General features: G+C 59.9%; 11 protein-coding genes. 9 read left to right on the top strand and 2 right to left on the bottom strand.

Going from position 1 to position 24,549, the window contains the following annotated elements; translation table 11 throughout:
- Positions 1–12: 12 nt before the first annotated feature.
- Entirely contained in the window at positions 13–3,288 is a 3,276-nt protein-coding gene (locus CENROD_RS03070) for a hybrid sensor histidine kinase/response regulator (RefSeq protein ID WP_051360291.1), read from the bottom strand.
- A gap of 276 nt (positions 3,289–3,564) precedes the next feature.
- Here CENROD_RS03070 and CENROD_RS03065 point away from each other — a divergent pair, with 276 nt between their 5' ends.
- The 4 genes from CENROD_RS03065 (at position 3,565) to CENROD_RS12350 (ending at position 11,249) form a co-directional block, all read left to right on the top strand.
- Positions 3,565–6,504, top strand: a complete 2,940-nt coding sequence (locus CENROD_RS03065; RefSeq protein ID WP_187292327.1) for a GH36-type glycosyl hydrolase domain-containing protein — start codon at positions 3,565–3,567, stop codon at positions 6,502–6,504.
- 48 nt (positions 6,505–6,552) lie between these two features.
- Complete coding sequence (locus CENROD_RS03060) at positions 6,553–7,134, top strand: Maf family nucleotide pyrophosphatase (RefSeq protein ID WP_022771620.1); 582 nt, start codon at positions 6,553–6,555, stop codon at positions 7,132–7,134.
- 4 nt (positions 7,135–7,138) lie between these two features.
- A complete protein-coding gene (locus CENROD_RS03055; RefSeq protein WP_022771619.1) occupies positions 7,139–7,915 on the top strand; it encodes an SAM-dependent methyltransferase in 777 nt (258 codons plus the stop codon).
- Between the two features lie 76 nt (positions 7,916–7,991).
- Positions 7,992–11,249 (top strand): diguanylate cyclase, encoded by a 3,258-nt coding sequence (locus tag CENROD_RS12350; protein ID WP_022771618.1) that lies wholly within the window; start codon positions 7,992–7,994, stop codon positions 11,247–11,249.
- 41 nt (positions 11,250–11,290) lie between these two features.
- Here the strand turns inward: CENROD_RS12350 and CENROD_RS03045 are convergent, their stop codons facing one another.
- Positions 11,291–11,683: an Mth938-like domain-containing protein gene (locus CENROD_RS03045; RefSeq protein WP_022771617.1), complete on the bottom strand. Its 393-nt coding sequence runs from the start codon at positions 11,681–11,683 to the stop codon at positions 11,291–11,293.
- 138 nt (positions 11,684–11,821) lie between these two features.
- On the opposite strand from CENROD_RS03045, the gene CENROD_RS03040 reads away from it, so the two are divergent.
- From CENROD_RS03040 to CENROD_RS03020, 5 genes are all read left to right on the top strand, one after another.
- Entirely contained in the window at positions 11,822–13,048 is a 1,227-nt protein-coding gene (locus CENROD_RS03040) for a pyridoxal phosphate-dependent aminotransferase (RefSeq protein ID WP_041193922.1), read from the top strand.
- A gap of 12 nt (positions 13,049–13,060) precedes the next feature.
- Positions 13,061–14,422 (top strand): homoserine dehydrogenase, encoded by a 1,362-nt coding sequence (locus tag CENROD_RS03035; RefSeq protein WP_022771615.1) that lies wholly within the window; start codon positions 13,061–13,063, stop codon positions 14,420–14,422.
- An 87-nt stretch (positions 14,423–14,509) separates the two neighbouring features.
- The gene (gene thrC, locus CENROD_RS03030; protein ID WP_041193921.1) at positions 14,510–15,982 is read left to right on the top strand and encodes a threonine synthase; all 1,473 of its coding nucleotides are present in this window, start codon (positions 14,510–14,512) and stop codon (positions 15,980–15,982) included.
- 209 nt (positions 15,983–16,191) lie between these two features.
- The gene (gene hypA / locus CENROD_RS03025; protein WP_238551816.1) at positions 16,192–16,524 is read left to right on the top strand and encodes a hydrogenase maturation nickel metallochaperone HypA; all 333 of its coding nucleotides are present in this window, start codon (positions 16,192–16,194) and stop codon (positions 16,522–16,524) included.
- Positions 16,525–16,726: 202 nt separating this feature from the next.
- Positions 16,727–24,490, top strand: coding sequence for a cadherin domain-containing protein (locus CENROD_RS03020; protein WP_041193216.1), 7,764 nt, complete (start codon positions 16,727–16,729; stop codon positions 24,488–24,490).
- Positions 24,491–24,549: the final 59 nt, after the last annotated feature.

Below are 24,549 nucleotides of genomic sequence, written 5' to 3'. Positions count from 1 at the left end.
CTCGGTCTTGTCTCAATCTTGCAAGGGGGCCAGGGGAGGATCACTGGGGCAGCACCGATCAAGAAGGTGTATGGCCAGATCGAAATCGAAGTGCTCCATGGCAGAGTCCAGTTGCTGGACTGTGGCAGGCGCAAGACCGCCGACAAAGCCCTGCCGTTGCCGCTCCCACAGTTCGATGGCGTCGGTATCCCCGTCGCGCAGCAGAGTACGCAATTGCAGCAGGTCTTCTGGCCTGCATGCAGAAGCACCTTGCGATCCATCGGGAGAAGGGAGTGTTTCCGAGTATCGCTGCAAGGCGTGGAGCAAGGGGGGGAGCGCCTTGCCCAACTCGCGCAACGCCTCACGCGCATCTGCGACGATCATCCGCTTGCAAGCGCCTTCCAGCTCTACCGTGGCGGCATGTACGGCCATCGCCCCCAGGGTGCCGGAAAGTCCTTTGATGGTGTGCGCCAACATGCAGGCTTCTTCCCACTGTCCGGCATCCAGCCACTGGGACAAACGCTGCATGCTGTGGGCGTGTTCCGAGGCGAACATGCGTAGCAGATGCACATAGAGTTTGGCGTTGCCATGGGTACGACGCAGCCCCAAGGCTGTGTCCAAGCCTGCTGCGGTGGGGATCGCATCGTCGCCGTCTGTGGCAGCGGCGTGCTGTAGCGATGGGAGCGTAGCGTCCGCATTTCCGATGGGCTGCTCCCAGGTAACGGGACAGTACGCAGCCAGTGTGGCAAAAAGCTCTTCGGGGTCGAAGGGTTTGCCGATGTGCCCCTGCATGCCGAGATCCATACAGCGTTCGCGTTCGTCCACCATCGCATGGGCCGTCATCGCAAGCACGGGCAATGCTGCGTAACGGGGATCCAATCGCAAGCGGCGGGTGGTCTCGTACCCGTCGAGCACGGGCATCTGCATGTCCATGAGCACGAGGTGGAAACGATGCGGTTCCTGGTCAGCCAAGATGGCCAGCGCTTGCGCGCCATCGTGGGCCACGGTGACTACGGCTCCCCAGTGTTCGAGCAATTCCAAGGCCAACTTCTGGTTGATAGGGTTGTCTTCGACGAGCAAGATTCGCATTCCCGTCAGCCCACTGTGCATCTCTTGGTACGGGTTGCGCAACGGGGAAGAGGGTTGCGCGCCCCCTAGCCAAGAGCGCAACAGCGCACGCAACTCGGCAGGGAAGATCGGTTTGCCCAGGATATGGTGCGCGCCCAGTACCCGCGCTGGCTCATGCAATAGCTCGGCATCGACCAGCGAGACAAGGACGATTCGCGCAATGGGTGGGTGGCTTTGCAAGCCTTGCTCGATGCCGCGAAGCACATTTCCCTGTGTGTTTCCGTCGGGATCGAGAAACAACGCATCGAAAGGTATCCGGGATTGCTCTGCATTGCGCAAGGCTTCTCGTGCATCGTCTTCGCCATTTGCGCAGACGATGCTGCCGGTGGTGCCCACGCCCAGCGCAGTCAGCAAACTTTGCAACGTTTCCCGGGATCTCTGGTGCGCGTCGACGAGGAGCACCCGCAGGCGGGCAGCACCTGGCCGGTAGGCTTCTTTGGCAGGAGCCGAGGCCGCTTGCCTGAGCAGCACCGTGAACTGAAAACGGGAACCTCGTCCTGGTTCGCTATCGACCCAAATCTGCCCCTGCATCAGCGCAATCAGCCGTTGGGAAATGGTCAGCCCCAGCCCGGTTCCACCGTGCTGGCGGGTCATCGATCCATCGGCCTGGGTGAATTCGTGGAACAGACGGCCCAGTTGTTGTGGCGTGATGCCGAGGCCGGTATCGGATACGCAGCAACGCAGCACCAGTGCATCGCCCTCGCGCTTTTCGACAGCCAGGGAGATCTCGACAGTGCCGAAATCGGTGAACTTCAAGGCGTTGGAAAGCAGGTTGATGAAGATTTGCCCCAGTCGCAACGGGTCACCAATCAACGTACCGGCAGGGCCGAGCAACGAAGGATCTTCAAACGCCAGAATCAGCTCGATGTCCTTCTCCTGCGCACGGTGGCGGAGCAGGGACAAGGCATGCGTTGCCACGTCTTCGAGTACGAACCGGGTTTCCTCCAGTTCCAGCCTCCCCACTTCGATCTTGGAAAAATCCAGAATATCGTTGAGGATGCCCAGCAAAGACTGGGCCGCACTGTGGGCGCTGTCGATGTAGTCTTTTTGCCGGGGGTTCAGGGTGGTTTGTAAGGCCAGATACGTCATGCCGATGATGGCGTTCATCGGAGTACGAATCTCGTGGCTCATATTGGCCAGAAACATCGACTTGGCGCGCGTGGCTTCTTCGGCAGCGAGCCGGGCCGCTTCCGTTTGGCGGTTGGCTTCTTCCAGTTCCTGCTGCGTGCGCTGCCGTAGTGCAATGTCTTGCTCAATCGAAGCAGCCATACCGTCGAGCGTGGTACCTAGCGCTTCGAGTTCATCGACTGCCAAGTCGCTGCGGGGGCGGCTTTGACCGGGACACACAGGGTGGATTCGGGTCGAATAATCCCCTTGGGCCAGTAGTTCCGCCGCGCGGGACAACCCTTCGATAGGACGTAGCACCCTGCGGCGAATCACCCGCAGCGCAAGGAACAGCATGAGGATCGTCAGGGCCATGCTGCAACAAGCAAAGGTGATCCATCGTTGCAATTCCGCAGCCGCGACGTCCACTGCGCGATTGGTCCGTGCGTCGACCAAGGAACGCAACGAAGCAACGGCCTGTGCCAATTGGGCCTGGTATCGGTGATATTGTGGGCTGCGTACGAGATTGCTGGCAAAGTCGAGGTGGGGCTCGCCGTCGGACACGAAATTGCGGGTCACAGGGTCATACAAGCCTTGGGTTGCAGCAAAAGCCACTTGTTCCACGTCCTTCATATCTTGCGTGGCACGCAGCACCCGCCCAAACGCGGCAAATTCTTCCTGGCTGAAGCCCAGCGCGTGCATCCGTTCGCTGAGTGAAGGGCGAGGGTCGCGTGGCTCGAATTCGTGAGCGATCTCCCCGGCAATGACCCGATTCCAATATGCGTCCTCGCGGTAGCGTTTGGGTTGGGGCTGCTCTCCCTGACGAATCGCCAAAATGTCGTAGTAATACATCAGGAACTTGGGTTGCCCCGTACTGGTGTATTCCCGGACGAGATACGCGAGCCATTGCGTTTCCTGCTGTAGCTCCACTGCCAATGCCATCGCATGCTGCCGATGTTCGTGGGCGCGCACGACGTCCCGATGGCTATCCTGGATCAGGATCAGGAACACGGCGTTGGCGCTCAAGGCAAAGAGCACGACCAACAAGAACCACAGGGAATAGTGTCGAAGCTTCACAGGGCTAGGGAGAGACGATGCTCCATCGCAGAGAACCCTTCAAAAATTAAGCGCTCCGATTGTGCCAAGGTAGCACTGCACAACGTAGCGTACTCTGCTCCTCGAAAACCCGACAATGCATAACCCCCGTGCCAGCGTTCCCCCCCGTTTGCTCTCCACCGGGAAGCGTGCATACAGCAGCCGTGGCGCATGGGGCTGTGTTTTCGGCCCGGCATCGTGTCCCGGCGTATTCCTGTAGCCATCTTTCTCTTCGTTCCATTTTGCGAGGCTATTTTTGTGACGATTCAATACTTTACTTCGCGTTCTGGTCATCCCTCTCCTTGTGAAGCCTTGCTACGGAGCTTCGGTAATCTGTGCCAAGGCCCTTGTGATGCCCAGTACCTCGACGCAACCCAGACGCGGGTATTCGGCATCGCCGGGTTGGCACACGTGGCGCCGGTCAGCGCCAAGGTGTTGCGTGACCTTGCGATGCAAGAGTTGCTTGATGCCTGCCCCACCGAAGACATCCTGCTGCAATGCGACGCTGGCAATGCCAAAGTCCGTGCATGGGGGGTTCGGTTCGGTACTGCGCCGCGAGCCCTGCCCCTGCCGCAGGCTCTTGCAGACGCCGTCGCAGCGCTGTGCCTGGAGTGTGCAGGTTGGGCCGGGACGCTTGATGGCGAAGGGCGGCACATCCTTGACCCCCGCAACCCCATGCCCGGGCCGCACTTTGGGGTCAATCTGCTGATGGGCGATCGCATCGGTTTCGAGCATCCCTTGCAAACCACCCCCAAAAGCGTGGTCGACATGCTGGGGCGTGGGAGTTTCCGTAGCCACGCTGCCACCCAGGTGCTGGCTACCCGGTGGGATGTGCGGCAGGAAGAAAACGGCTTTCCCGCCAATCGACAGTTTTATTTGACGGAGAAAGGCCGGCGCATCTTCTATTCCGGTTGGGTTGGCGACGATCCGGTACAGGCGCAGTGCGTACACAGCCCCAATGCCACGACTATCACCATGACTACGCAATGCGGGCTGCGCATTGCCCGCGAGATATTTTTGGCTGCGCAGGAACCTGGGCTGCCCTTGGCCTGCGAGATCCAGCAGATCACCCTAACCAATCAGGGCACGATGCGCCGGGATTTGCGGCTTGTCGCCACGGGCATGTTCGGGCCTTCCAAGCCTATTGCGCTGATGGAAGATGTGCTCTACAGCACCATCATCATGCAGGCTGGATTGCTGCGCAATAACGATGGCTCGGTACTGGCGCTGGTGCCAGACTACCACCCGATCCAGGATCGCGACGATGTGCGATTCCACGCGATGGTCGTGCATCGCAACGGGGAACGTGCCTTCCCCACCGAGTTCGGCACGGACTACCGCGAGTTTCTTGGGCAGGGCACTTTGGAGTTTCCCGAAGGGGTGGGCCGCCTGTCCAACCGCCTGTCCCGCAAAGGGCCGGGGTTTTTTGCGATGGCTGCGCCGGTGCCCCTCGAACCCGGCCAGAGCGTGACCGTTCTCAACTTCACCGGCTTGGTGTGCGCACGGGAAACTCCCGAATCGCAGCCCAGGCGCGACGTCCTCGTAGAACAGCTCCAGGCACTGCTACAGCGCTACGACGGTGCCGACGCCGTTGCAGCGGCACGCAAGGCTCGCGAGGAAGCGTTCCGCCGCCATGCGGGCTTTCTGCGCTTGGAAACACGCCAAGGTGCGTTCGACGCCTGGGCCAACCAGAACCTGCCGTTCCAGGTTTTCTATCAGACCTTTGTCAGCCGTTCCTTCGACCAGACCCAGAAGGGCTACCGTGAAATTGGCTTCCGCGAGGTGCAGGATCTGTTTGCAAGCATGGCGCCCCTGTGCGCCGAAGGGCGGGCCGACTTCGTCGAAGACCTGCTTGGCGAATGGGCTGCGCAGGTGTACGCCTTTGGCTATGCCAACCACAACTTTTATTGGGAAGGCAAGGAGCCCGGGCTGTGGTCGGACGATGCGCTGTGGTTCGTCTCCGCCGTCGCACGGTTCGTCCGGCTTACGGGGCGCGCGGCGTTTCTGCAACGGCCTTTCCCCACTGCCGACCGTGATGGGACGACGCGACCGATCCTCCAAACACTGCGGGCCATCGTCCACTACTCCGGAAAGGTATCGATAGGCCGCCACGGCTTGCCCTTGCTGGATCGCGCAGACTGGAACGACTGCCTCAAAGTTGACAAGACCCACCCTGACGGCGCGGCCAAACAGCGCGCCTGGGAAGCAGGAACGCCCTTGCAAACGGACGGCACCGAAAGCGTGATGAATGCCTTCCTGCTGAAGCTGGCTGCCGATGACTTGGCTTGGCTGTCTGGCTACATCGCCGACAAGGAAACGCGAACCTTTGCCATCTATCTTGCGCGGGACATTGCCCATGCGTGCCGGGTCCATGCCTGGAAGGACACCTGGTTTGCCCGGCTGCTGGTCAATCGGCCCACTGCACACCCCGTCGTCGGCGCGCCTGGGGACGGGTTGGCTACCGATGGGTTCGACGGCTGCCTGTTCCTCAACAGCTTCAGTTGGGCCATCCTCTCCGGCGTTGCCGACGAGGAGCAGATTCGTGCGATGTTCCCCTTGCTCGAATCGCGGCTCAAGACTCCCCATGGGTACCGGCTGGTGACTGCCCACGATTTGCGCCGGGTCGAACCGACTGTGGCCAGTGCCGAATACTTTCCCGGAGACCGGGAAAACGGCGCCGTCTTCAAGCACGCGAGCCTGATGGCGGTGCTGGCGTTGTTCCAAGGCGCGTCGCAAGTGGAAGATCGCGAGTTGGCCGCAGCAATGGCCCACGCAGCCTGGGCGATGGTCGACCTCGCAGCCCCTTTCCGCACGATGCAAGACCCGTATGCGCTGGCCGGAAACCCCCGCTTCTGCACGCAGTACAACAACAGCGAGACGGGAGAAAACATCGGCCCGCTGCTGTCGGGAACAGCGTCCTGGTCCACGCTGGCGTTGCGCCGAGCCTTTGGCATCGAGTGGACTGCGAATGGGATGTGGCTGGACCCCCTGCTGCGCGAACGCGATACCGAAGTGCGCGTGACCCTGCAATGGGAATCGGAGCGCTACGAGATCGTCTACCGCAAGCCCATAGGCTTCGTCCGCAGCAAGGACACCCCTCCGACGATCGTCGTCGATGGTCAAGAGCTGGCCAAAGACCGCATTCCCCGCGTAGCCCCCGGGCAGACTTGCGCCATCGAAGTGCGCTGGAATTCCTGATTAAGGGGGTGCTCCTGGTTTCCTTGCTGCACCCTGTACCCTACCTTGATGCGCACGCTCATCCTGGCATCGACATCCATCTACCGCCGCCAGTTGCTCGAACGGCTGCGGCTGCCATTCCAGGTCGTGGCTGCGGAGGTCGATGAATCACCCCACCACGCGGAATCTCCCTCGGTTATCGCCCGCAGGCTGGCCAAGGCGAAGGCCGACGCTGTGGCCCGGCTTCATCCGGATGCACTCGTGATCGGCTCCGACCAAGTCTGCGACCTTGACGGTGCCCCCTTAGGCAAGCCGGGAACCCATGCGCGGGCAATGGCCCAGTTGCGTGCCATGCAGGGCAGGGTGGTGGTGTTCCACACCGCCGTCGCCGTGGTGTGTGTGGACACCGGCTTTGCGGGGGAAGCAATGGCTACGGTGCGTGTGCGGGTACGTCCGCTCGACGACGCGACGATCGATGCCTACCTGCATGTGGAACAACCCTATGACTGTGCAGGCAGCGCCAAAAGCGAAGGGTTGGGCATTGCGCTGCTGGAAAGTATCGAGAGCGACGACCCCACCGCGCTCATCGGCCTGCCGCTGATCCGCACCTGTAGCCTGCTCAGGGCTGCTGGCGTACCCGTGCTCGGATGAATGGATGAATGCCGAGCCTTCCGGCTCCCCAGGAACGCTGTACCTGGTCCCGGTTCCCCTTGATCTGGGGGAAACACAACCCGTTGCCCTGGACACGGTACTGCCGCTGGGCACCCTGCACACCGCCGCACGCCTGCGCCACTGGGTGTGTGAAAACGCCCGCTCGTTGCGGGCATTCCTGCATCGGGTGGATGCAGTGGTTCCCTTGCAGCAGCCTCTGCAATCGCTCCACGTGGTGGAATTGCCCAGGGAGTGGCACAAGAAGGGAGACCATGCTGGAAATATCGATGCACAGCCCTTGCTGCAACCCGCGCGGGAAGGACACGACATGGGCTTGGTCAGCGAAGCGGGGATGCCTGCGATAGCCGACCCTGGCTCTTCCGTCGTCCGGGCTGCGCATGCGCTGGGGGTTCCCGTCGTTCCCCTCGTTGGCCCCGTGTCGATGATGCTCGCCCTGGCTGCCAGCGGCCTGCACGGCCAAAACTTCGCTTTCGTCGGCTACCTTCCCCGGGACGCAGGCCAGCGTGTGGCCCGCATCCGGGAACTGGAAGCAGTGGCGCAGCGAACCGGACAAACCCAGTTGTGCATCGAAACGCCCTATCGCAACCTGTCAACCTGGGAAGCCCTGGTCCGCACGCTCCACAGCGACACCCGGCTGCTCGTCGCCAGCGGGTTGACCTTGCCACGCGCCTGCGTCCAGTGCCACCCCGTGCAGCATTGGCGCACCTACCCGCATTCCCTTGATGCAGACACCCCGGCAGTGTTTGGATGGGGGGCGTGATGAATCAGCGTGATTGGCCCAGCATGAAGGGGAAATAGCTTGTACCAGGCAGGGTTCCTCCGTACAGTGGAACGCTATGGATAGGGAAACCAAACTGTGGGGTGCGTCGCCAACCCAGCTTTTTGCGAGTGCAAAGGGCCGATGGGCAGTCTTCGGCATCGTGGTGGTGCTGGTGTGTACGCTCCATGCGCTGTATCTGTATGGCGAACGCCAAGCGGTGTTGGCTACCGAATCCGCCCGGTTGCAAAAGCATGTCCAGATCATCGAATTTGCCCTGAGTCGGCGGCTGCAACAGACTGCGGATGTGCTTCGCGACATCGGCCCCGATCTTGTGGCCTTGCGCAACCAATCCGTCGATCGTGCGTACATGAACAGACGGCTGCACACCACCGTTGCGGCCATGTACGCCGTGCGGACATTGATGCTGGCCGACTCTAACGGGCATGTGATGGCCAGCAGTGATGAACAGATGTTGGGCCTGAACTTTGCGGAAGAGCCCAAATACGGGGTAGTCCATGCCAATGGCAAATACGAGCGGTTACGGTTATCCCAGCCCTATGAGATCAGCCATGGCGTCTATGCCATCATGGCAAGCCAGTCTGTATGGGACGAGAAGGGCGTATTCGTCGGCTATGTCGTCGCCGTGATCGAACCGGGGCTGATCAGCTCCCTGCTGGAGACTGCGAACTACGACCGCGACATGCGGGCTACGCTGATTCACGCCAATGGCACGGTGCTGTTCTGGACGCCCGACCCAGAGGGGATGACCGGAAGAATCCTCGGTAGAGATCCTCGGTCGCTGTTTCGTCAACATTTGGACTCCGGCAAGGTGGAGAACGTGCTCAGCGGAATGTCGGTGAGCCTGGGAGTCGAGCGCGTGGCGGCATACCGCACCGCCTTTGGGGAATTGGTTCCCCCTGGGGAATGCGTGATCGTTTCGCTGGGGCGCATGACCCATGCCTTGTTGGCCCCCTGGCGGGCCAGGGCGGTTCGTTCTTACGCGATCATTGCCATCGTGGCATGCATGGCCTTGGGCTTCATGCTGAACCTGGAACGCCGATGCAAGGTGGCACAGCGGCTCATCGAAGAGCAAGAACGCCTTCGGGAGGAAGCTGCGAGAAAAATCGATGCGGAACGCAAGCGCTTGGATCAGGTCATCCATGCAGCCGACATCGGGGTGCATGAATTCGAGGTGCCGACCGGTGCCATGCGGGTCAACGAGCGTTGGGCCAGCATGTTGGGCTATAGCCTGCAAGAGTTGATGCCCATTACCTTGCAGACATGGGAACTGCTGATGCATGAGGACGATGTGGGCGCATTTCTGGCGCTACAGCAGAACCTGCGCGACGGCCAGCAGTTATTTGTGGAATGCTCGGTACGTTTGCGCCACAAGCAAGGCAACTGGAAATGGTTCCAGGTCAGAACCGGCGTGGCCCAGCAAGATGAATATGGCAAACCGGTACACCTGTCTGGAGTGACCATCGACACCACGACCGCCCACGAAGCAGAAGCCGCATTGCAAAAGGCCTACCAATATGCCCGCAGCTTGCTGGAAGCCAGTCTGGACCCCCTCGTCACCATCAACAACGACGGCAAGATCACCGACCTCAACGAGGCCACAGTCGAAGCAACGGGAGTACCGCGCGAGCAGATGATCGGTACCGATTTCGCACACTATTTCACCGATGCCCAACAGGCCAGCGCGGTCTATCGCCAGGTATTTGCCAGCGGGCGGGTTGTCGATTACCCGCTCGTCATGCGCCATACCTCGTGCAAGCTGACCGATGTGCTCTACAACGCCACCCTCTACCGCGATGCAGAGGAAGAGATCGTCGGTGTCGTGGCCACAGCGCGCAACGTTACGGAAATCAAGCGCGTGGAGCGGCAGTTGCGCACCAGCTATGCCTATGCGCGCAGCCTGCTGGAAGCGAGTTTGGATCCCTTGGTCACGATCAATGTCGAAGGCAAGATCACAGACGTCAACCAAGCTACTGTCTCTATCACGGGTGTCGAGCGTAGTGCATTGATTGGCACGGATTTCTGCAACTATTTCGTGGACCCGGACCAAGCGCGGCAAACCTACAGGCTCGTTTTTTCGCGGGGGAACGTCAGCGACTACTTGCTGGTGATGAAGCACGCTTCGGGCAACACCCTGGATGTGCTCTACAACGCCAGCGTTTACCTGGACGAAGAGGGCCACGCGGCGGGGGTTTTTGTCGCAGCGCGCGATGTCAGCCTCCTGCGGCAATCGCAACTTGTGCTGGAACGCATCAACCACGACGTCATGCTGCTCTCCGAGATGAGCAACCTGCTCCAGAGCTGCACCTCCGTGGACGAATCGTTCCCAATCATCGTTGCCACCCTGCAAAAGCTGTTTCCCCAGTCGTCCGGCCGGTGTTTCATGATGAAAGCCTCGGGCGATCAGATGGTCGAGATGGAAGGATGGGGGCAACCCTTGCCCGTTGTCCCCACCACATCGCCTTGCGATTGCTGGGCACTGCGGATGGGCCATGCGCACGAGTACGGTCTGGATCAGTCAATCAATCCGCCGTGCAAACTCCTCGGCATGGAACTCAAGCCCTACATGTGCGTGCCCCTCGTAGCCCAGGGGCAGTCTTTGGGTGTCATCCATCTGCTGTTGCCTGCCAACGATGTGGGGGACGAATCCCTCCGACGAACGCGCCGTCTGGTGAGGGCGGCTGCGGACTCCATTGGCTTGGCTTTGGCCAATTTGCGCCTGCGCGAGAGCCTGCATGCCATGTCAGTGCGCGACCCGCTCACGGGTTTGTACAACCGCAGGTTTATGGAAGACTCGCTGTCGCGGGAAATCAGCCGGATGGCGCGCGCCAACAAACCCATGGCCGTTGCCATGCTCGATCTGGATCATTTCAAGCAGTTCAACGACCAATACGGTCACGATGCGGGCGACCTGGTGCTCAAGGAATTTGCCCGCCTGATGCAGGGTTTTCGGGAAGGTTCAGACGTGGCGTGCCGATTCGGTGGCGAGGAATTCCTGCTTGTGCTCCCCGAAGTGACCCATGATCAAGCCGCAATGCGATTGAATGCCCTGCGTGAGTCGGTCAGCAAGCAGGTCGTCAAATACGCCGGGCGGGCCTTGCCTGCGATCACGGTATCGATCGGGTTCGCGATGTACCCCGACCATGGCAGGAACCTGGAAGATTTGATGAAGCAGGCAGACCGCGCTCTCTACCGTGCCAAAGGCTCGGGCCGCAACCGCGTGGTGCCTGCCGAAGAAGTGCCGAGCGCAGAACCAGGCCAGGAATGCAGCGCATCGACAAACCCTGCTCCGGGCGAGGACATTCCGCATTTGTAGGAGCGACGGAAGTCGCGATCCGACGGCGCCAGACCGTCCACCTATCCTGCTTGCTCCGCCGAGTCTGCTTCCATGATCAGCGCTGCAGCAACGTCCCGGCCATCCTGCACCAGAATGTTGAACGTCCTGCAGGCTGCGGCAGTGGTCATGCATTCCAAAGCGATATGGCGCTCGAAGAGTGCCCGGCATAGCGATGGGTGCGGAAAGTGCTGGCGCGACCCCGTTCCCAGCAAGACCAGCCCCACACCCAGCGCAGCCAGTTCCTCGATGTGCGCAGGCTGTATCTCCGCAAAGCTGGGGCATGACCATGGAGACCACCCTTTGCCGGCAACGACGACCACACTGTGCGTGATGGCGTCGGCGCCGATACGCAGAAGCCCCCCTCCATAGGCAGCAATCGTTTCCGAAGTGGGGGTGGCGCTGTGCAATTTCATGGGGGCTGCCCGAGGGGGGAGTAAGGCAAAAGTCGCGTAGTGGCGCGGTTTTGGCGGGGTTATCGGGTGCGATTCGGGCCGACCGACTGTGGTCAAATTGTAGGCATCCCCCCTTTATTTGCTTGCCTGGGAGCGATGTTGAAGACCGTACGCAAATCCGCCAAGCTGGCCCATGTCTGCTATGACATCCGTGGCCCCATCATGGACGCCGCGCGCCAGATGGAGGAAGAAGGCCACAAAATCATCAAGCTCAACCTGGGCAACCTGGCGCTCTTCGGCTTCGATTCGCCCGAAGAGATTCAGCAGGACATGATCCGCAACCTGCCCAATTCGGCGGGGTATTCCGACAGCAAAGGCATCTTCGCAGCACGCAAGGCCGTGATGCATGAAACCCAGCGCCAGGGTATCGTGGGCGTCACCCTCGATGACATCTATCTGGGCAATGGCGCCAGCGAGCTGATCGTCGCGGCGACCAACGGACTGCTGGACGACGGCGACGAAATCCTGGTTCCCTCGCCCGACTATCCCTTGTGGACTGCTGCGGCCAGCTTGTCCGGCGGAACCCCTGTCCACTACCTCTGCAACGAAGCCCAAGGGTGGATGCCCGACCTTGCCGACATCCGAGCCAAGATCACCCCGCGCACCAAGGCGCTCGTCGTCATCAACCCCAACAACCCTACCGGCGCGCTGTATGGGGAGGACATGCTCCGTTCCCTCGTGCAAATCGCCCGGGAAAACGGTCTCGTCCTCTTTGCCGACGAGGTGTACGACAAGGTGCTGTACGACGGTGCCCGGCACACTGCGCTGGCTTCGTTGAGCACGGATGTGCTGACCCTGACGTTCAACTCGCTGTCCAAAAGCTACCGTTCCTGCGGCTACCGCGCCGGATGGATGATCGTCAGCGGTGACAAGAAAGCCGCGCGCGACTACATCGAAGGGCTGAACATGCTCTCGAACATGCGCCTGTGCTCGAACGTTCCGGGGCAGTGGGCCATTCAGACTGCGCTGGGCGGGTACCAGAGCATCGTCGACCTCGTCGGCGAAGGGGGCAGGCTGCGCCGCCAGAGAGATCTGGCCTACGAGTTACTGACTGCCATTCCCGGCATCAGTTGCGTGCGCCCCAGTGCCGCGCTCTACATGTTTCCGCGCCTCGATCCCACGGTCTACCCCATTGAGGACGACCAGCAGTTTTTTCTGGAACTGTTGCAGGAAACCAAGGTCATGCTCGTGCAAGGAACTGGGTTCAACTGGCCTGCTCCCGACCACTTCCGGATGGTCTTCCTTCCCCATGAAGACGAGCTGCGGGTCGCCATTGGCCGCATCGCACGCTTTCTGGAGTCCTATCGCAAACGCTACAGCAATTGAGGAGGGTGTTCCATGCAGCCCATTCGTGTCGGTTTGATCGGTATCGGTGTCGTCGGTTCAGGAACTTTTCGCGTCCTGCGTCGCAATCAGCAGGAAATTCAGCGCCGTGCGGGCAGGGGGATCGACATCACCATGGTCGCCGATCTTGACCTCGATCGTGCCCGCGCCCTGGTGGGGGAGGGGGTCGAAGTCGTCCGCGACGCACGCAAGCTCATCGCCGACCCGAACATTGATGTCGTTGTCGAGCTGATTGGCGGAACGGGAATCGCCAAGATTCTCGTCCTCGAAGCGATCAGGGCGGGCAAGCACGTGGTCACTGCCAACAAGGCGCTGCTGGCGGTTCATGGCACGGAAATTTTTGCTGCGGCCTCGCACCACGGGGTTATGGTGGCCTTCGAGGCTGCTGTGGCGGGGGGCATTCCCATCATCAAGGCGCTGCGGGAAGGGCTGACCGCCAACCGGATCGAATGGGTGGCCGGGATCATCAATGGAACGACCAACTACATCCTGAGCGCCATGCGTGACAAGCGCGTGGAGTTTGCCGTCGCCCTCGAAGAAGCGCGCAAACTGGGCTACGCCGAGGCCGACCCCACCTTCGACGTCGAGGGCATCGACGCCGCGCACAAGGCTTCCCTGCTGGCCTCGATCGCCTTCGGCATCCCCGTCCAGTTCGACAGAGCCTATGTCGAAGGCATTACCCGCATCGGTGCCGTGGATGTGGCCTATGCGGAGCAACTGGGCTACCGCATCAAGCTGCTGGGAATGACCCGTCGTCGCGAGGCCGACCCCGAGCGTGGGATCGCGCATGGCGTGGAATTGCGCGTACACCCCTGTCTGATCCCCGCACGCCGACTCATCGCCAACGTCGAAGGCGCGATGAATGCCGTGATGGTGCATGGCGATGCAGTCGGTACCACGCTGTACTACGGCAAGGGAGCGGGGTCAGAGCCGACGGCCAGCGCCGTCATTGCTGACCTCGTCGATATCGCCCGCCTGCACGATGCCGATGCAAACCATCGCGTTCCCCATCTGGCTTTTCGGCCCGACGCGCTCAGTAACCTGCCCATGCTGCCGATGGGGCAGGTCATCACCGGTTTCTACCTGCGACTTCGTGTCGCCGATGAAGCGGGGGTACTGGCGCAAGTCACGGGCATCCTGGCGCACGCCGGGATCAGCATTGATGCGATGCTCCAGCGCGAGGCCGACGAAGTCGACCAGGGTGCTGTGCAGGCAGGCCAGCCCGCGCAAACCGACTTGGTGCTGCTCACGCACGAATGTCTGGAAGCCAGCATGAACACCGCCCTCGCACAAATGCAGGCGTTGCCTACTGTGCTCCAGCCCATCGTTCGCATCCGCAAAGAGGAGCTGGCCTAACGGTCCTGACACTCCGAAACGCATTGGCCCGGCAGGCTTTCTGGATACGGGACAATGCCTTATCCCTTGGCAATCCCCCCGTGTACCATGGAATACCTTTCTACCCGCGGCTTATCCGGTTCCAAACGTTTTCTCGACGTCCTGCTCGAAGGGCTGGCCTCAGACGGTGGGTTGTACGTCCCCGCGTCGTATCCCCAAGTGGATACCGCCACCCTGGAGCGTTGGCGGTCCATCTACCACCAGCAGGGCTATGCGGAACTGGCATTCCAAATCCTGCGCCTGTACATCGACGACATCCCTGAAGCAGAGTTGCGCGCACTGTGTACCAAGACGTATACGGAAGACGTCTTTGAAACCGGCGAAATCGTTCCCCTGCGACATATCGAGAACGGTCTGTGGCTCGAAGCCCTTTCCAACGGCCCTACCTTTGCTTTCAAGGACATGGGGATGCAGTTGCTGGGCTATCTCTTCGAATACGCTCTGGCCCGGCAAGGGTACACGCTCAACATCCTGGGGGCGACGAGCGGGGATACCGGCAGCGCGGCGGAATACGCGATGCGCGGCAAGAAAGGCGTCCGCGTTTTTATGACCAGCCCGGTGGGCAGGATGAGCGCGTTTCAACGTGCGCAAATGTTTAGCCTGACGGACGACAACATCGTCAATATTGCGATCGAAGGGGACTTCGACACCTGTCAGGATTTGGTCAAAGCCGTTTCCCACGACGCAAACTTCAAGCACCGCTACCGCATCGGCGCCGTCAATTCGATCAACTGGGCCCGGTTGCTTGCACAGGTGGTGTACTACTTTGCCGGGTATTTCCAGGCCACCGAGTCTCACGCCCACCCGGACAGCAGCCGGGGTGAGTCCATCGTTGCGCCGACCAAGGTAAGCTTTGCCATCCCCAGCGGGAATTTTGGCAATGCATGCGCCGGGCACATTGCCCGGTCGATGGGGCTGCCTATCGACAAACTCGTCGTCGCCACCAACGAAAACGACGTGCTCGACGAATTTTTCCGCTCGGGGATGTACAGGGTTCGGCCTGGCGCACAGACTTATGCGACATCCAGCCCTTCGATGGACATCTCCAAGGCCAGCAATTTCGAGCGTTTCGTCTTCGATATGCTGGGACGCGATAGTGGGCGGGTGCGTGCGCTTTTTATCCAAACCCTCGTCAATACGGGGTATTTCGACCTCAGTCGGAGCGCAGCCTTCCAGGATTTGGGTTCCCGGTTCGGCTTTGTCAGCGGGAAAAGCACCCATGCAGACCGCATTGCAACGATCCGCGACACGCAGGAGCGCCATGCGATGTTGATCGACCCGCACACGGCTGACGGTGTGACAGTGGCGCGCAGGTACCAGCAACCAGACGTTCCGATGATCGTGCTGGAAACGGCACTGCCGGTGAAATTCGCCGAGACCATCATCGAAGCCGTTGGCACACCGCCCCCCCGGCCCACACGCTGCGAGGGGCTGGAAGACTTGCCCCAGAGTGTCATCACGTTGCCTGCCAGCGTGGATGCCTTGCGTGACTGCATTGCCCGGCACTGCCCGGAACTGTAAGAGCCAAGCGCTTTCCCCAGCGTTGCATCGCTACTTCCATTGCTCCTACATCAGTAGCAGTACAACGCTTGCGTCCCCGTTGTAGGAGCGACGGGAGTCGCGATTCGGCCGTGCCAGGGCCTAGCCCAGGCATAGGCGCGTCAACGCCTATGCTTGACGATCGGGGGCGGGGGTCGTCTGGGGCACCAACAGGTGTAAGCATGCATGAGATGTCACTAGTGCAAAGCGTGGTCGAGACCATCGAACAAGCCGCACATACCCACCACTTTCGCCGGGTCAAAACCGTCTGGCTCGAAATCGGCGAGCTGTCCAGCGTCGAACCCGAAGCCATGGTTTTTTGCTTCGATGCTGTGGCCCGCAACACCATCGTTGACGGAGCCAAGCTGGAGATCGTCTCTGTTCCCGGCGAAGCCTGGTGCCCCCATTGCGCCCGCACCGTGCCTATCGAAGATCTCATCGCCCAGTGCCCCGACTGCGGCGCTTGTCCCCTCGACATCACGGACGGCAGGCAGATGCGAATCCAAGAGCTGGAAGTGGAATAGAAGCCAGCGTCATGCCCAGTGGCAGCACTGTATCGATGACGTCCATCGCTGCTACAAAAACCTCCATGCCCCCTGTATCACCATACCAAGCGTTTTTGCACAGCTTGCTAACATCGCCGGGTTTTTTCCCTCGACGCGACGCGTGCTCATCCGGGCCGCTTCGTTCTGTGCCTTGTATGCCAACCTGAGTGGGAGTGTTGTTATGTTTGCTTCGAAATCCGGCTTTCTTCGGTCTTCGGCAACTGCTTTGCACCGTGCTGCGCATGGATGGGGGCGGCACCACCATAAGCACATCTTGCTTCTTGCGTTGGCAGGGGTACTGGAACGTGCCGCTGCCTACGCAGACGACGACACGCCGGTTGACATCGCTACCCTGGAGCCAGTGCCTTGGGAAGCCCAGGCTGCTCTCGATGCCACCCCCGTGCAAGTGCTAGTGGCAGACGATGCAGCACTGCTGGCACTGGAAGAAGCCATAGCCCAGGCAGCCAATGAAGACCCCACCCTGGCTGCCTTGCATGACGACATGCTGCAACTGGCCGTGGCCCCGGACGATGCCGCAGACATCCCGACCGATGCATTCGTGCTGGGGGAAGATGCGCAAGGGGATGCCCAAGACGTTGCCGTCGGTCTGCATGAGGACACGGCAGTATTCGACATCACCCAGGGTGTGCAGATTGCCCAGGCCGAAGCCGCTGTCGCTGCCGAAGCTGGCGCTGCGGAAGCAGCCGTAGCCGTAGCGGCAGAGGCCACCGCGACTTCCGCGCTGGCAGCCAGTGCCTTTGGCGCTTTTCTGCCCGTGGTAGCGGCGGTGGGAGTGATGGGGGCTGCCGCTGCGGTAGCCGCCTCGGATGATTCGTCCGATACGCCCGATGAGCCCGATGATCCCCATGAGTTGGAAAACCATGCGCCGACGGGGGTTACCTTGTCTGCGATGAGCGTGGCGGAAAACGCCGCTGGGGCAGTGGTGGGCACGCTGACCACGACCGATCCCGATCAGGGGGATACGCATACCTACACCGTCAACGACACCCGCTTCGAGGTCGTCGCGGGCAAGCTGAAGCTCAAAGCCGGTCAAAGTCTGAATTTCGAGGCTGCTAGTACCGTACCACTGACCGTCACGGCTACCGATGCGGGCGGATTGCCCAAACAGCAAGCCTTCACGATCACCGTTACGAACGTCAATGAAGCACCGTCGGCGGTGGCTTTGTCTGCTACGGCAGTGGCGGAAAACGCTGCCGGGGCTGTGATTGGTGACCTGACTACCACCGACCCCGACGCGGGTAGTGGCCATACCTATGCTGTAAGCGACGAGCGCTTTGAAGTCGTCGCTGGCGCGCTGAAGCTGAAAGCCGGTAAGAGCCTCGACCACGAAACCGAAGGCACTGTGGCTCTCACTGTTACGGCTACTGATGCGGGTGGCTTGGCCAAACAGCAAGCCTTCACGATCACGGTCACGGACGTGGCAGAAGAGCCTGCCGAGCACATCGCGATCACTACCCGCACCGTTGCGGAAAACGAGAGCAATGTGGAGATCGGTACCCTGTCTATGGTTGATTCCACGTTTGCAGTGGATACATGGACGTTGAATGATGACCGCTTCGAGGTGAAGAAGATAGCAGAGCGGTACGTACTGCAAATCAAGGAGGGTGTACAGCTCAACTACGAAGATAGTGAAGATGGCGTGGTGCATGTGCTGGTTTCAGCGACCAGTGTTGCCGGAGACACCGTTCAGGAGTCGATCACCATTGCTATTAGCGATGTCAACGATGCGCCCGCAGGGGTTTCCTTGTCTGCCACGGAAGTTGCAGAAAACGCCGCCGGGGCGCTTGTTGGCACCTTGACCACGTCTGATCCCGATGAAGGCGATACCCACACGTACACCGTCAGCGATAACCGTTTCGAGGTTGTCGATGGCAACAAGCTGAAGCTCAAGGCCGATCACAGCCTTGATCACGAAACCGAAGGCACCGTGGCGCTGACTGTTACGGCCACCGATGAGGGCGGATTGACCAAGCAGCAAGCCGTCACGATCACGGTCACGGACGTGGTCGAAGAGCCAGCCGGGGACATCACACTCTCTACCAGCACCGTCGCGGAAAACCAGCCTGGAGCTGCCATAGGTGATTTGGCTGTTACCGGTGCTGCTTCTGGCGTTGCGTATACCTTTACCGTGGAAGACGACCGCTTTGAAGTCGTCGATGGCACATTGAAGCTCAAGGCGGGTATTAGCCTGGATTACGAAACTGTGTCTGCTGTTACTGTGAAGGTGACTGCCAATGCCGAAGGGCAGCAGCCCAAAGATGCAGATATCACGCTCACCGTCACGAACGTCAATGAAGCACCGTCGGCTGTGACTTTGTCTGCTATGGCAGTGGCGGAAAACGCTGCCGGGGCTGTGATTGGTGACCTGACTACCACCGACCCCGACGCTGGCGATACCCATACCTATACCGTCAGCGACAACCGCTTTGAAGTCATCGCTGGCAAGCTGAAGCTCAAGGCTGATCAAAGCCTGAATTTCGAGGCTGCTAGTACCGTACCACTGACCGTCACGGCTACCGATGCGGGCGGATTGACCAAACAGCAAACCTTCACGCTCACCGTCACGAACGTCAATGAAGCACCGTCGGCTGTGACTTTGTCTGCTATGGCAGTGGCGGAAAACGCTGCCGGGGCTGTGATTGGTGACCTGACTACCACCGACCCCGACGCTGGCGATACCCATACCTATACCGTCAGCGACAACCGCTTTGAAGTCATCGCTGGCAAGCTGAAGCTCAAGGCTGATCAAAGCCTGAATTTCGAGGCTGCTAGTACCGTACCACTGACCGTCACGGCTACCGATGCGGGCGGATTGACCAAACAGCAAGCCTTCACGACCACTGTCACGAACGTCAATGAAGCGCCGACGGCAGTGGCTTTGTCTGCTACGGCAGTGGCGGAAAACGCTGCCGGGGCTGTGATTGGTGACCTGACTACCACCGACCCCGACGCGGGTAATACCCATACCTACACCGTCAGCGACAACCGCTTCGAAGTCGTCGCGGGCAAGCTGAAGCTCAAGGCTGATCAAAGCCTGAATTTCGAGGCTGCTAGTACCGTACCACTGACCGTCACGGCTACCGATGCGGGCGGATTGACCAAACAGCAAGCCTTCACGATCACCGTCACCGACGTCAACGAAGAGCCTCTCGGCGATATTGCCCTGAGTGCTGGTGAAGTCGAGGAAAACGCCGCTGGTGCAGAAATTGGCACGCTCAGTGTGCCTGGGGCTACTGGTATCTTCACCTTCGCAGTCGTTGGCGAGAGTGTTTTCGAAATCGTTGGAGACAAGCTGAAGCTCAAAGCCGGTCAGAGCTTCGATGCAGAGACCACGTCCATAGTCATAGTCAATATCCAGGCGACCAATGCCACGACGAACGAGGTATTGACCCAGGAATTCCCGGTCACCGTCAGAGATATCAACGAAGCACCGACGGCGATCGCACTGTCCAATTCGCGTGTTGCAGAAAACGTTGCTGGGGTCACCATTGGCATCCTGAACGTCAATGACCCCGACTATGGCGATAGCCACACTTTTACCGTCGATGATGATGATCGGTTCGAGGTCGTCAATGGCTCGACATTGCAACTCAAGGCCGACAAAAGCCTTGATTACGAATCCACCGACGATGGAATAGTGATGGTGCGGATCACTGCCAAAGATGCACTGGGTGCCACCAGACAGCAAACCTTGTCACTCTCTGTCACCGACAGCAATGAAGCCCCGGACCTCCAGTTGTTGGATCAACAGCCCGTCGCGGAAAACACCTTGGGTGCAATCGTTGGTCGCATCGACGCCGAGGATCCCGAAGGAGGGCAGGTCTCCCTGTCGGTGCCCGATCCCCGCTTTGTGGTCGATGAAGAAGGCAATTTGCGACTTCGGCCCAGTGAACAGCTCGACTATGAAGCTACCGAGTTAGGCGTCCTCACCGTCACCGTCATTGCCACCGATCCGCTGGGCAATGCCACAGAGCTGCCGGTAGAAGTCGAAGTGACGAATGTCGACGAAGCGCCAACCATGCTCTCGCTTTCTGCCCAAACTATCCAGGTCGGCGCAGCCGGAGCCGTGATCGGCATCCTCACTACCATCGATCCTGACGGGGAAGGGCAACTGATCTATGAAGTGCTGGGTGATGGTCCTTTTGTCGTCAATGGGAATGTATTGCGTCTGCCCGAGGGGCAAAGCATTAGCGAAGCAAGAACCTACCCCGTCACCATCCGCGTGACAGACGAGGGGGGCAATACCCTGGAAACGACCTTCGACGTGCAGGCCATCCGCGAGGGCGTTGCGCCGACGGATATTCAGCTTGCGGCAACCGCTGTAGACGAAAACGCCGTGGGTGCGGACATCGGGAATGTCATCGTGACGGATGCGGATCAGGCCGATGGCCACGTGATCACCGTCCAGGGCGACGACCGCTTCGAAGTCGTCAATGGCGTGTTGCGACTCGAGCCAGGCCAAAGCCTGAATTACGAAGCGGAGCCTGCCGTCACGCTCCAGCTCGAAGCCAAGGATAGCGATGGGTTGCTCGTCATCAAGACGTTCACGATTACCGTCAATGACCTGGAAGAAGAGCTGACCGACATCGCTTTGAGCGCCAGCTACGTGGCGGAAAACGCTCTAGGCTCCGAAGTGGGCAGGCTTACCGTGCAGCACCCTGATTTTGGGATCGTGCAGAAGTGGGAGGTAGACAACGACAGCTTCGAGGTAGGGGAAGGCAGTCTGCTCAAGCTAAAAGAGGGTGTTGCCCTGAATTTCGAGGAAAGCGGCGTGGCGACATTGACGGTGACAGCCGTCGATGCGTCCACCATGCAGCTTTCGCAGACCTTCAACATCTACGTTGGCAACGTCAATGAATCACCGACGAAGGTAGAGTTGGGACTGTGGGCCGAGGGACTGCAGGAAAACACTACAGATGTCATATTGGGCGAATTGACTGCCGCCGACCCCGATGGCACCAAGCCGACCATTTCTGTCGTGAATGACCCGCGTTTCGCAGTCGATGGAAACGTCCTGCGTCTGGTGCAGCCGCTGAACTTTGAAGCCATGGGCACAACGCCTTCCGTGACCGTGCGCCTTGCGGCGACGGATGGCGAATTCACCATCCAGTCGCAAGACTATGTTTTGCTGGTATCCGACGTCAACGAAGCGCCAACTTCCGTCACGCTTACCAACCAGAAGACCGTTCCTGAAAACACCTACGATGCCGAAGTCGGGGTAGTCGGGCAATTGGTCGTGGCCGACCCCGACCGCAACGATACGCATTGGTTCCAGCTTAGCGACGAGCGCTTTATCGTCGACGAGTCCGGAATGCTGCGGCTTACCGAAGGCGCTCGGCTGGACTATGAAGCGAACCAAGGCACGTTGCCGTTGACGGTTTGGGCCTACGATTCCGGAATGCTGTCCGTAGCGGGCACGTTCTCCATCACCATCACGGACCAAGCCGACCCCCCCACATTCCTCGAACTCGATGGTTCTTCGGTACGCGAAAACAACCCCGGCGCGATCATCGGCGCGTTGGCCGTACACGATGAAGACACTGTCACCACGTACGAATGGACGGTGAGCGATGGGCGTTTCGAAGTGGTTCCCCTCAGCGACGATGGCGCTGTCTGGCAATTGCAACTGCGAGAGGGGGCTACGCTAGACAGTGAAACCGATGGCACGCTGTCGCTCACGGTAACAGCCACGCAGGACGATGCGGCTTATGCAAGCAACACCTTCCCCATCACTGTGATCAACGAGAACGAAGCCCCGGCTGCCATCATCCCAGCTTGGATCAGCTCCTTCCCGGAAAACCCGGGGGAACCGCCCACACTGTGGCCTGTGGCAGCCTTTACCGGGTATGACGCCGATGTGGGAGATGAAACGTTGAAGTGGTCCGTCAATGATGCGCGCTTCGACATTGATGCCACGGGGCAGCTTTTTATCAAAGCGGGTAGCGCAGTGAACTTCGAGGCGGAACCAGTCATTACCGTGAGAGTTACTGCCACGGACAAGGACGGCAAATTCCTGACGGTTTCTTTCGAGATCACCGTGCAGAATGTCAACGAGGCACCGACAGCGGTGACTTTCGGTACCCTCCAAGTGTCTGAAAACTCCCCAGGTGCGGTAGTGGGCCAGTTGCACGTCGCAGACCCCGACGCGGGTGACACGGTCGCATGGTGGGAAGTCCGCGATCCGGGTTTTGGCGAGTCGCGTTTTTCTGTCAACGAGGCAGGCCAGTTGCAGTTGCTTGAGGGGGTCGCCTTGGATTACGAATCGTCCCGAACGATCAATCTGACAGTCATCCCGCACGACGCAGGCGATTTGTCTGGGCCGCAGACGCCTTTGACTGTTACCGTTCTTGATGCTCCCGATGCACCCACTGGCTTGACGCTGAGCAACCCGTTCGTTGCGGAAAACGCTGCTGGCGCCGTCGTCGGGACGCTAAGCGTCACGGACCTGGATGCCATCGCAGACACCTACACATGGCAGGTTTTCGAGGGAACACAGCCCAGCACGCTCTTCGAGGTACAGAACGGGCAGTTGCGGCTCCAAAGCGGTGTTGCGCTGGATTTCGAGGACGAAGCCGGTGCCTCCTACCCCTTGACGATCACGGTAACCGATGCGGGTGGAGACTACTCCCAGGACTTCACCGTCGAAGTCACCAACGTCAATGAAGCGCCGACATGGAATATGTCTGCCGCGTTGTCGATTGCTGAAAACCAGCCCGGTGCATGGCTGAGCGAACTGATCGTGTCGGATATTGATCTTGATGACACCCATACGTTTGCCATCGTTGAAGGCACCGACCCCGATGCATTGTTTGCCATCGAAAGTGGCGGATTGCGCTTGCGTGGCGCGGTCTCCCTGGACTATGAGACGGGGCAGACGCACACGGTCTCTATCGTGGCCACCGATGCAGGGGGGTTATCGAGCGCGCCGCAAACATTCACGATCACTGTCACCAATGCGAACGATGCGCCCACGGATCTGATCCTGGAACCCGTGGCTTTCGACGAGAACGACGAGTCCGGCCCCGTCATCGGCAAGATTCGTGTGGTGGATCAAGATATGGGGGATACCCACACCATGGAAGTGTGGAGCGAGGGCATCATCCTGGATGCCAAAACGCTCGAGCTCAAACTCCAGCCTGGGTTCAGCCTGGATCACGAAGTGGAGCCTTACAAGATCTCTATATCGGTGAAGGATCGGCCCGAGGGCAGCGAGGAGATGGGTTATTTCGAGAAGGAAATCCCCATTTTGCATACGGGCGATGTGAAGGAAGAAATCGGCCTGTCCGGCGCTGACGGGGCAGATACCTTCCAATACACCAGCATCGACGACTACACCATCCTGGGTCGGGGTGGCAACGACACCATCCAAACCGGCTCTGGCAGTGACACCATCCGCGCAGGGGAGGGTGCCGATGTGGTGCAGACGGGCAATGGGGACGATCTCATCGTTGTATTGGGTACGACGGCGCTAGACCAATATCCGGCGATCAACTTCAGCAATGTGCAAGGCGTCGATGTATCCGACGTTGTCTCGCAAGAAGATCTCAACGGCCGCACAAACAGCGAGGTGGTGCCTGGCGACAGCATCGACGGCGGGGGCGGAAACAACACCTTGGTTGCGTTTGGCGAGGTCAATTTCACTGACGTAGCCTTGGAAGCCATCTCCGCATTGATCGCCCCCTCTGCCAAACTGACCTTCACCGCAGAACAGCTCGACGCCCTCGGCGACGTGGCGTTGCAGGGCGATGGCATGTCTGCGTTGTACGTGGATCTCGGCGCTGCCGAATCCGTCCTGCTTGACGAATTCACCATCGTCGGCTTCAACGCAGTGGTCGCCGAAGAAGGCGTGGAGTTTTCTGATGCGCTGCTGGCCACCATGCCGACAGTCGAATGGGTGTCGAATACGCCGCCCGATCATCCATAGGTCTAGATTTGATAGGAAAGCGTGGGTGGAATGATTGGCGCTTGGTACCGATGTTTGCC

The organism is Candidatus Symbiobacter mobilis CR (assembly GCF_000477435.1).
In the GTDB taxonomy this organism is placed as follows: domain Bacteria; phylum Pseudomonadota; class Gammaproteobacteria; order Burkholderiales; family Burkholderiaceae_C; genus Rhodoferax; species Rhodoferax mobilis.
Note: the sequence above shows the minus strand (reverse complement) of the source record. Positions and strands in the feature narration are given on the sequence as shown.

Bases quoted from the DNA above. Each gene is read 5' to 3' on its own strand.
- CENROD_RS03060 (WP_022771620.1), top strand. From the start codon at position 6,553: ATGCGCACGCTCATCCTGGCATCGACATCCATCTACCGCCGCCAGTTG.
- CENROD_RS03055 (WP_022771619.1), top strand. From the start codon at position 7,139: ATGAATGCCGAGCCTTCCGGCTCCCCAGGAACGCTGTACCTGGTCCCG.
- CENROD_RS12350 (WP_022771618.1), top strand. From the start codon at position 7,992: ATGGATAGGGAAACCAAACTGTGGGGTGCGTCGCCAACCCAGCTTTTT.
- CENROD_RS03045 (WP_022771617.1), bottom strand. From the start codon at position 11,683: ATGAAATTGCACAGCGCCACCCCCACTTCGGAAACGATTGCTGCCTAT.
- CENROD_RS03035 (WP_022771615.1), top strand. From the start codon at position 13,061: ATGCAGCCCATTCGTGTCGGTTTGATCGGTATCGGTGTCGTCGGTTCA.
- thrC (WP_041193921.1), top strand. From the start codon at position 14,510: ATGGAATACCTTTCTACCCGCGGCTTATCCGGTTCCAAACGTTTTCTC.
- hypA (WP_238551816.1), top strand. From the start codon at position 16,192: ATGTCACTAGTGCAAAGCGTGGTCGAGACCATCGAACAAGCCGCACAT.
- CENROD_RS03020 (WP_041193216.1), top strand. From the start codon at position 16,727: ATGTTTGCTTCGAAATCCGGCTTTCTTCGGTCTTCGGCAACTGCTTTG.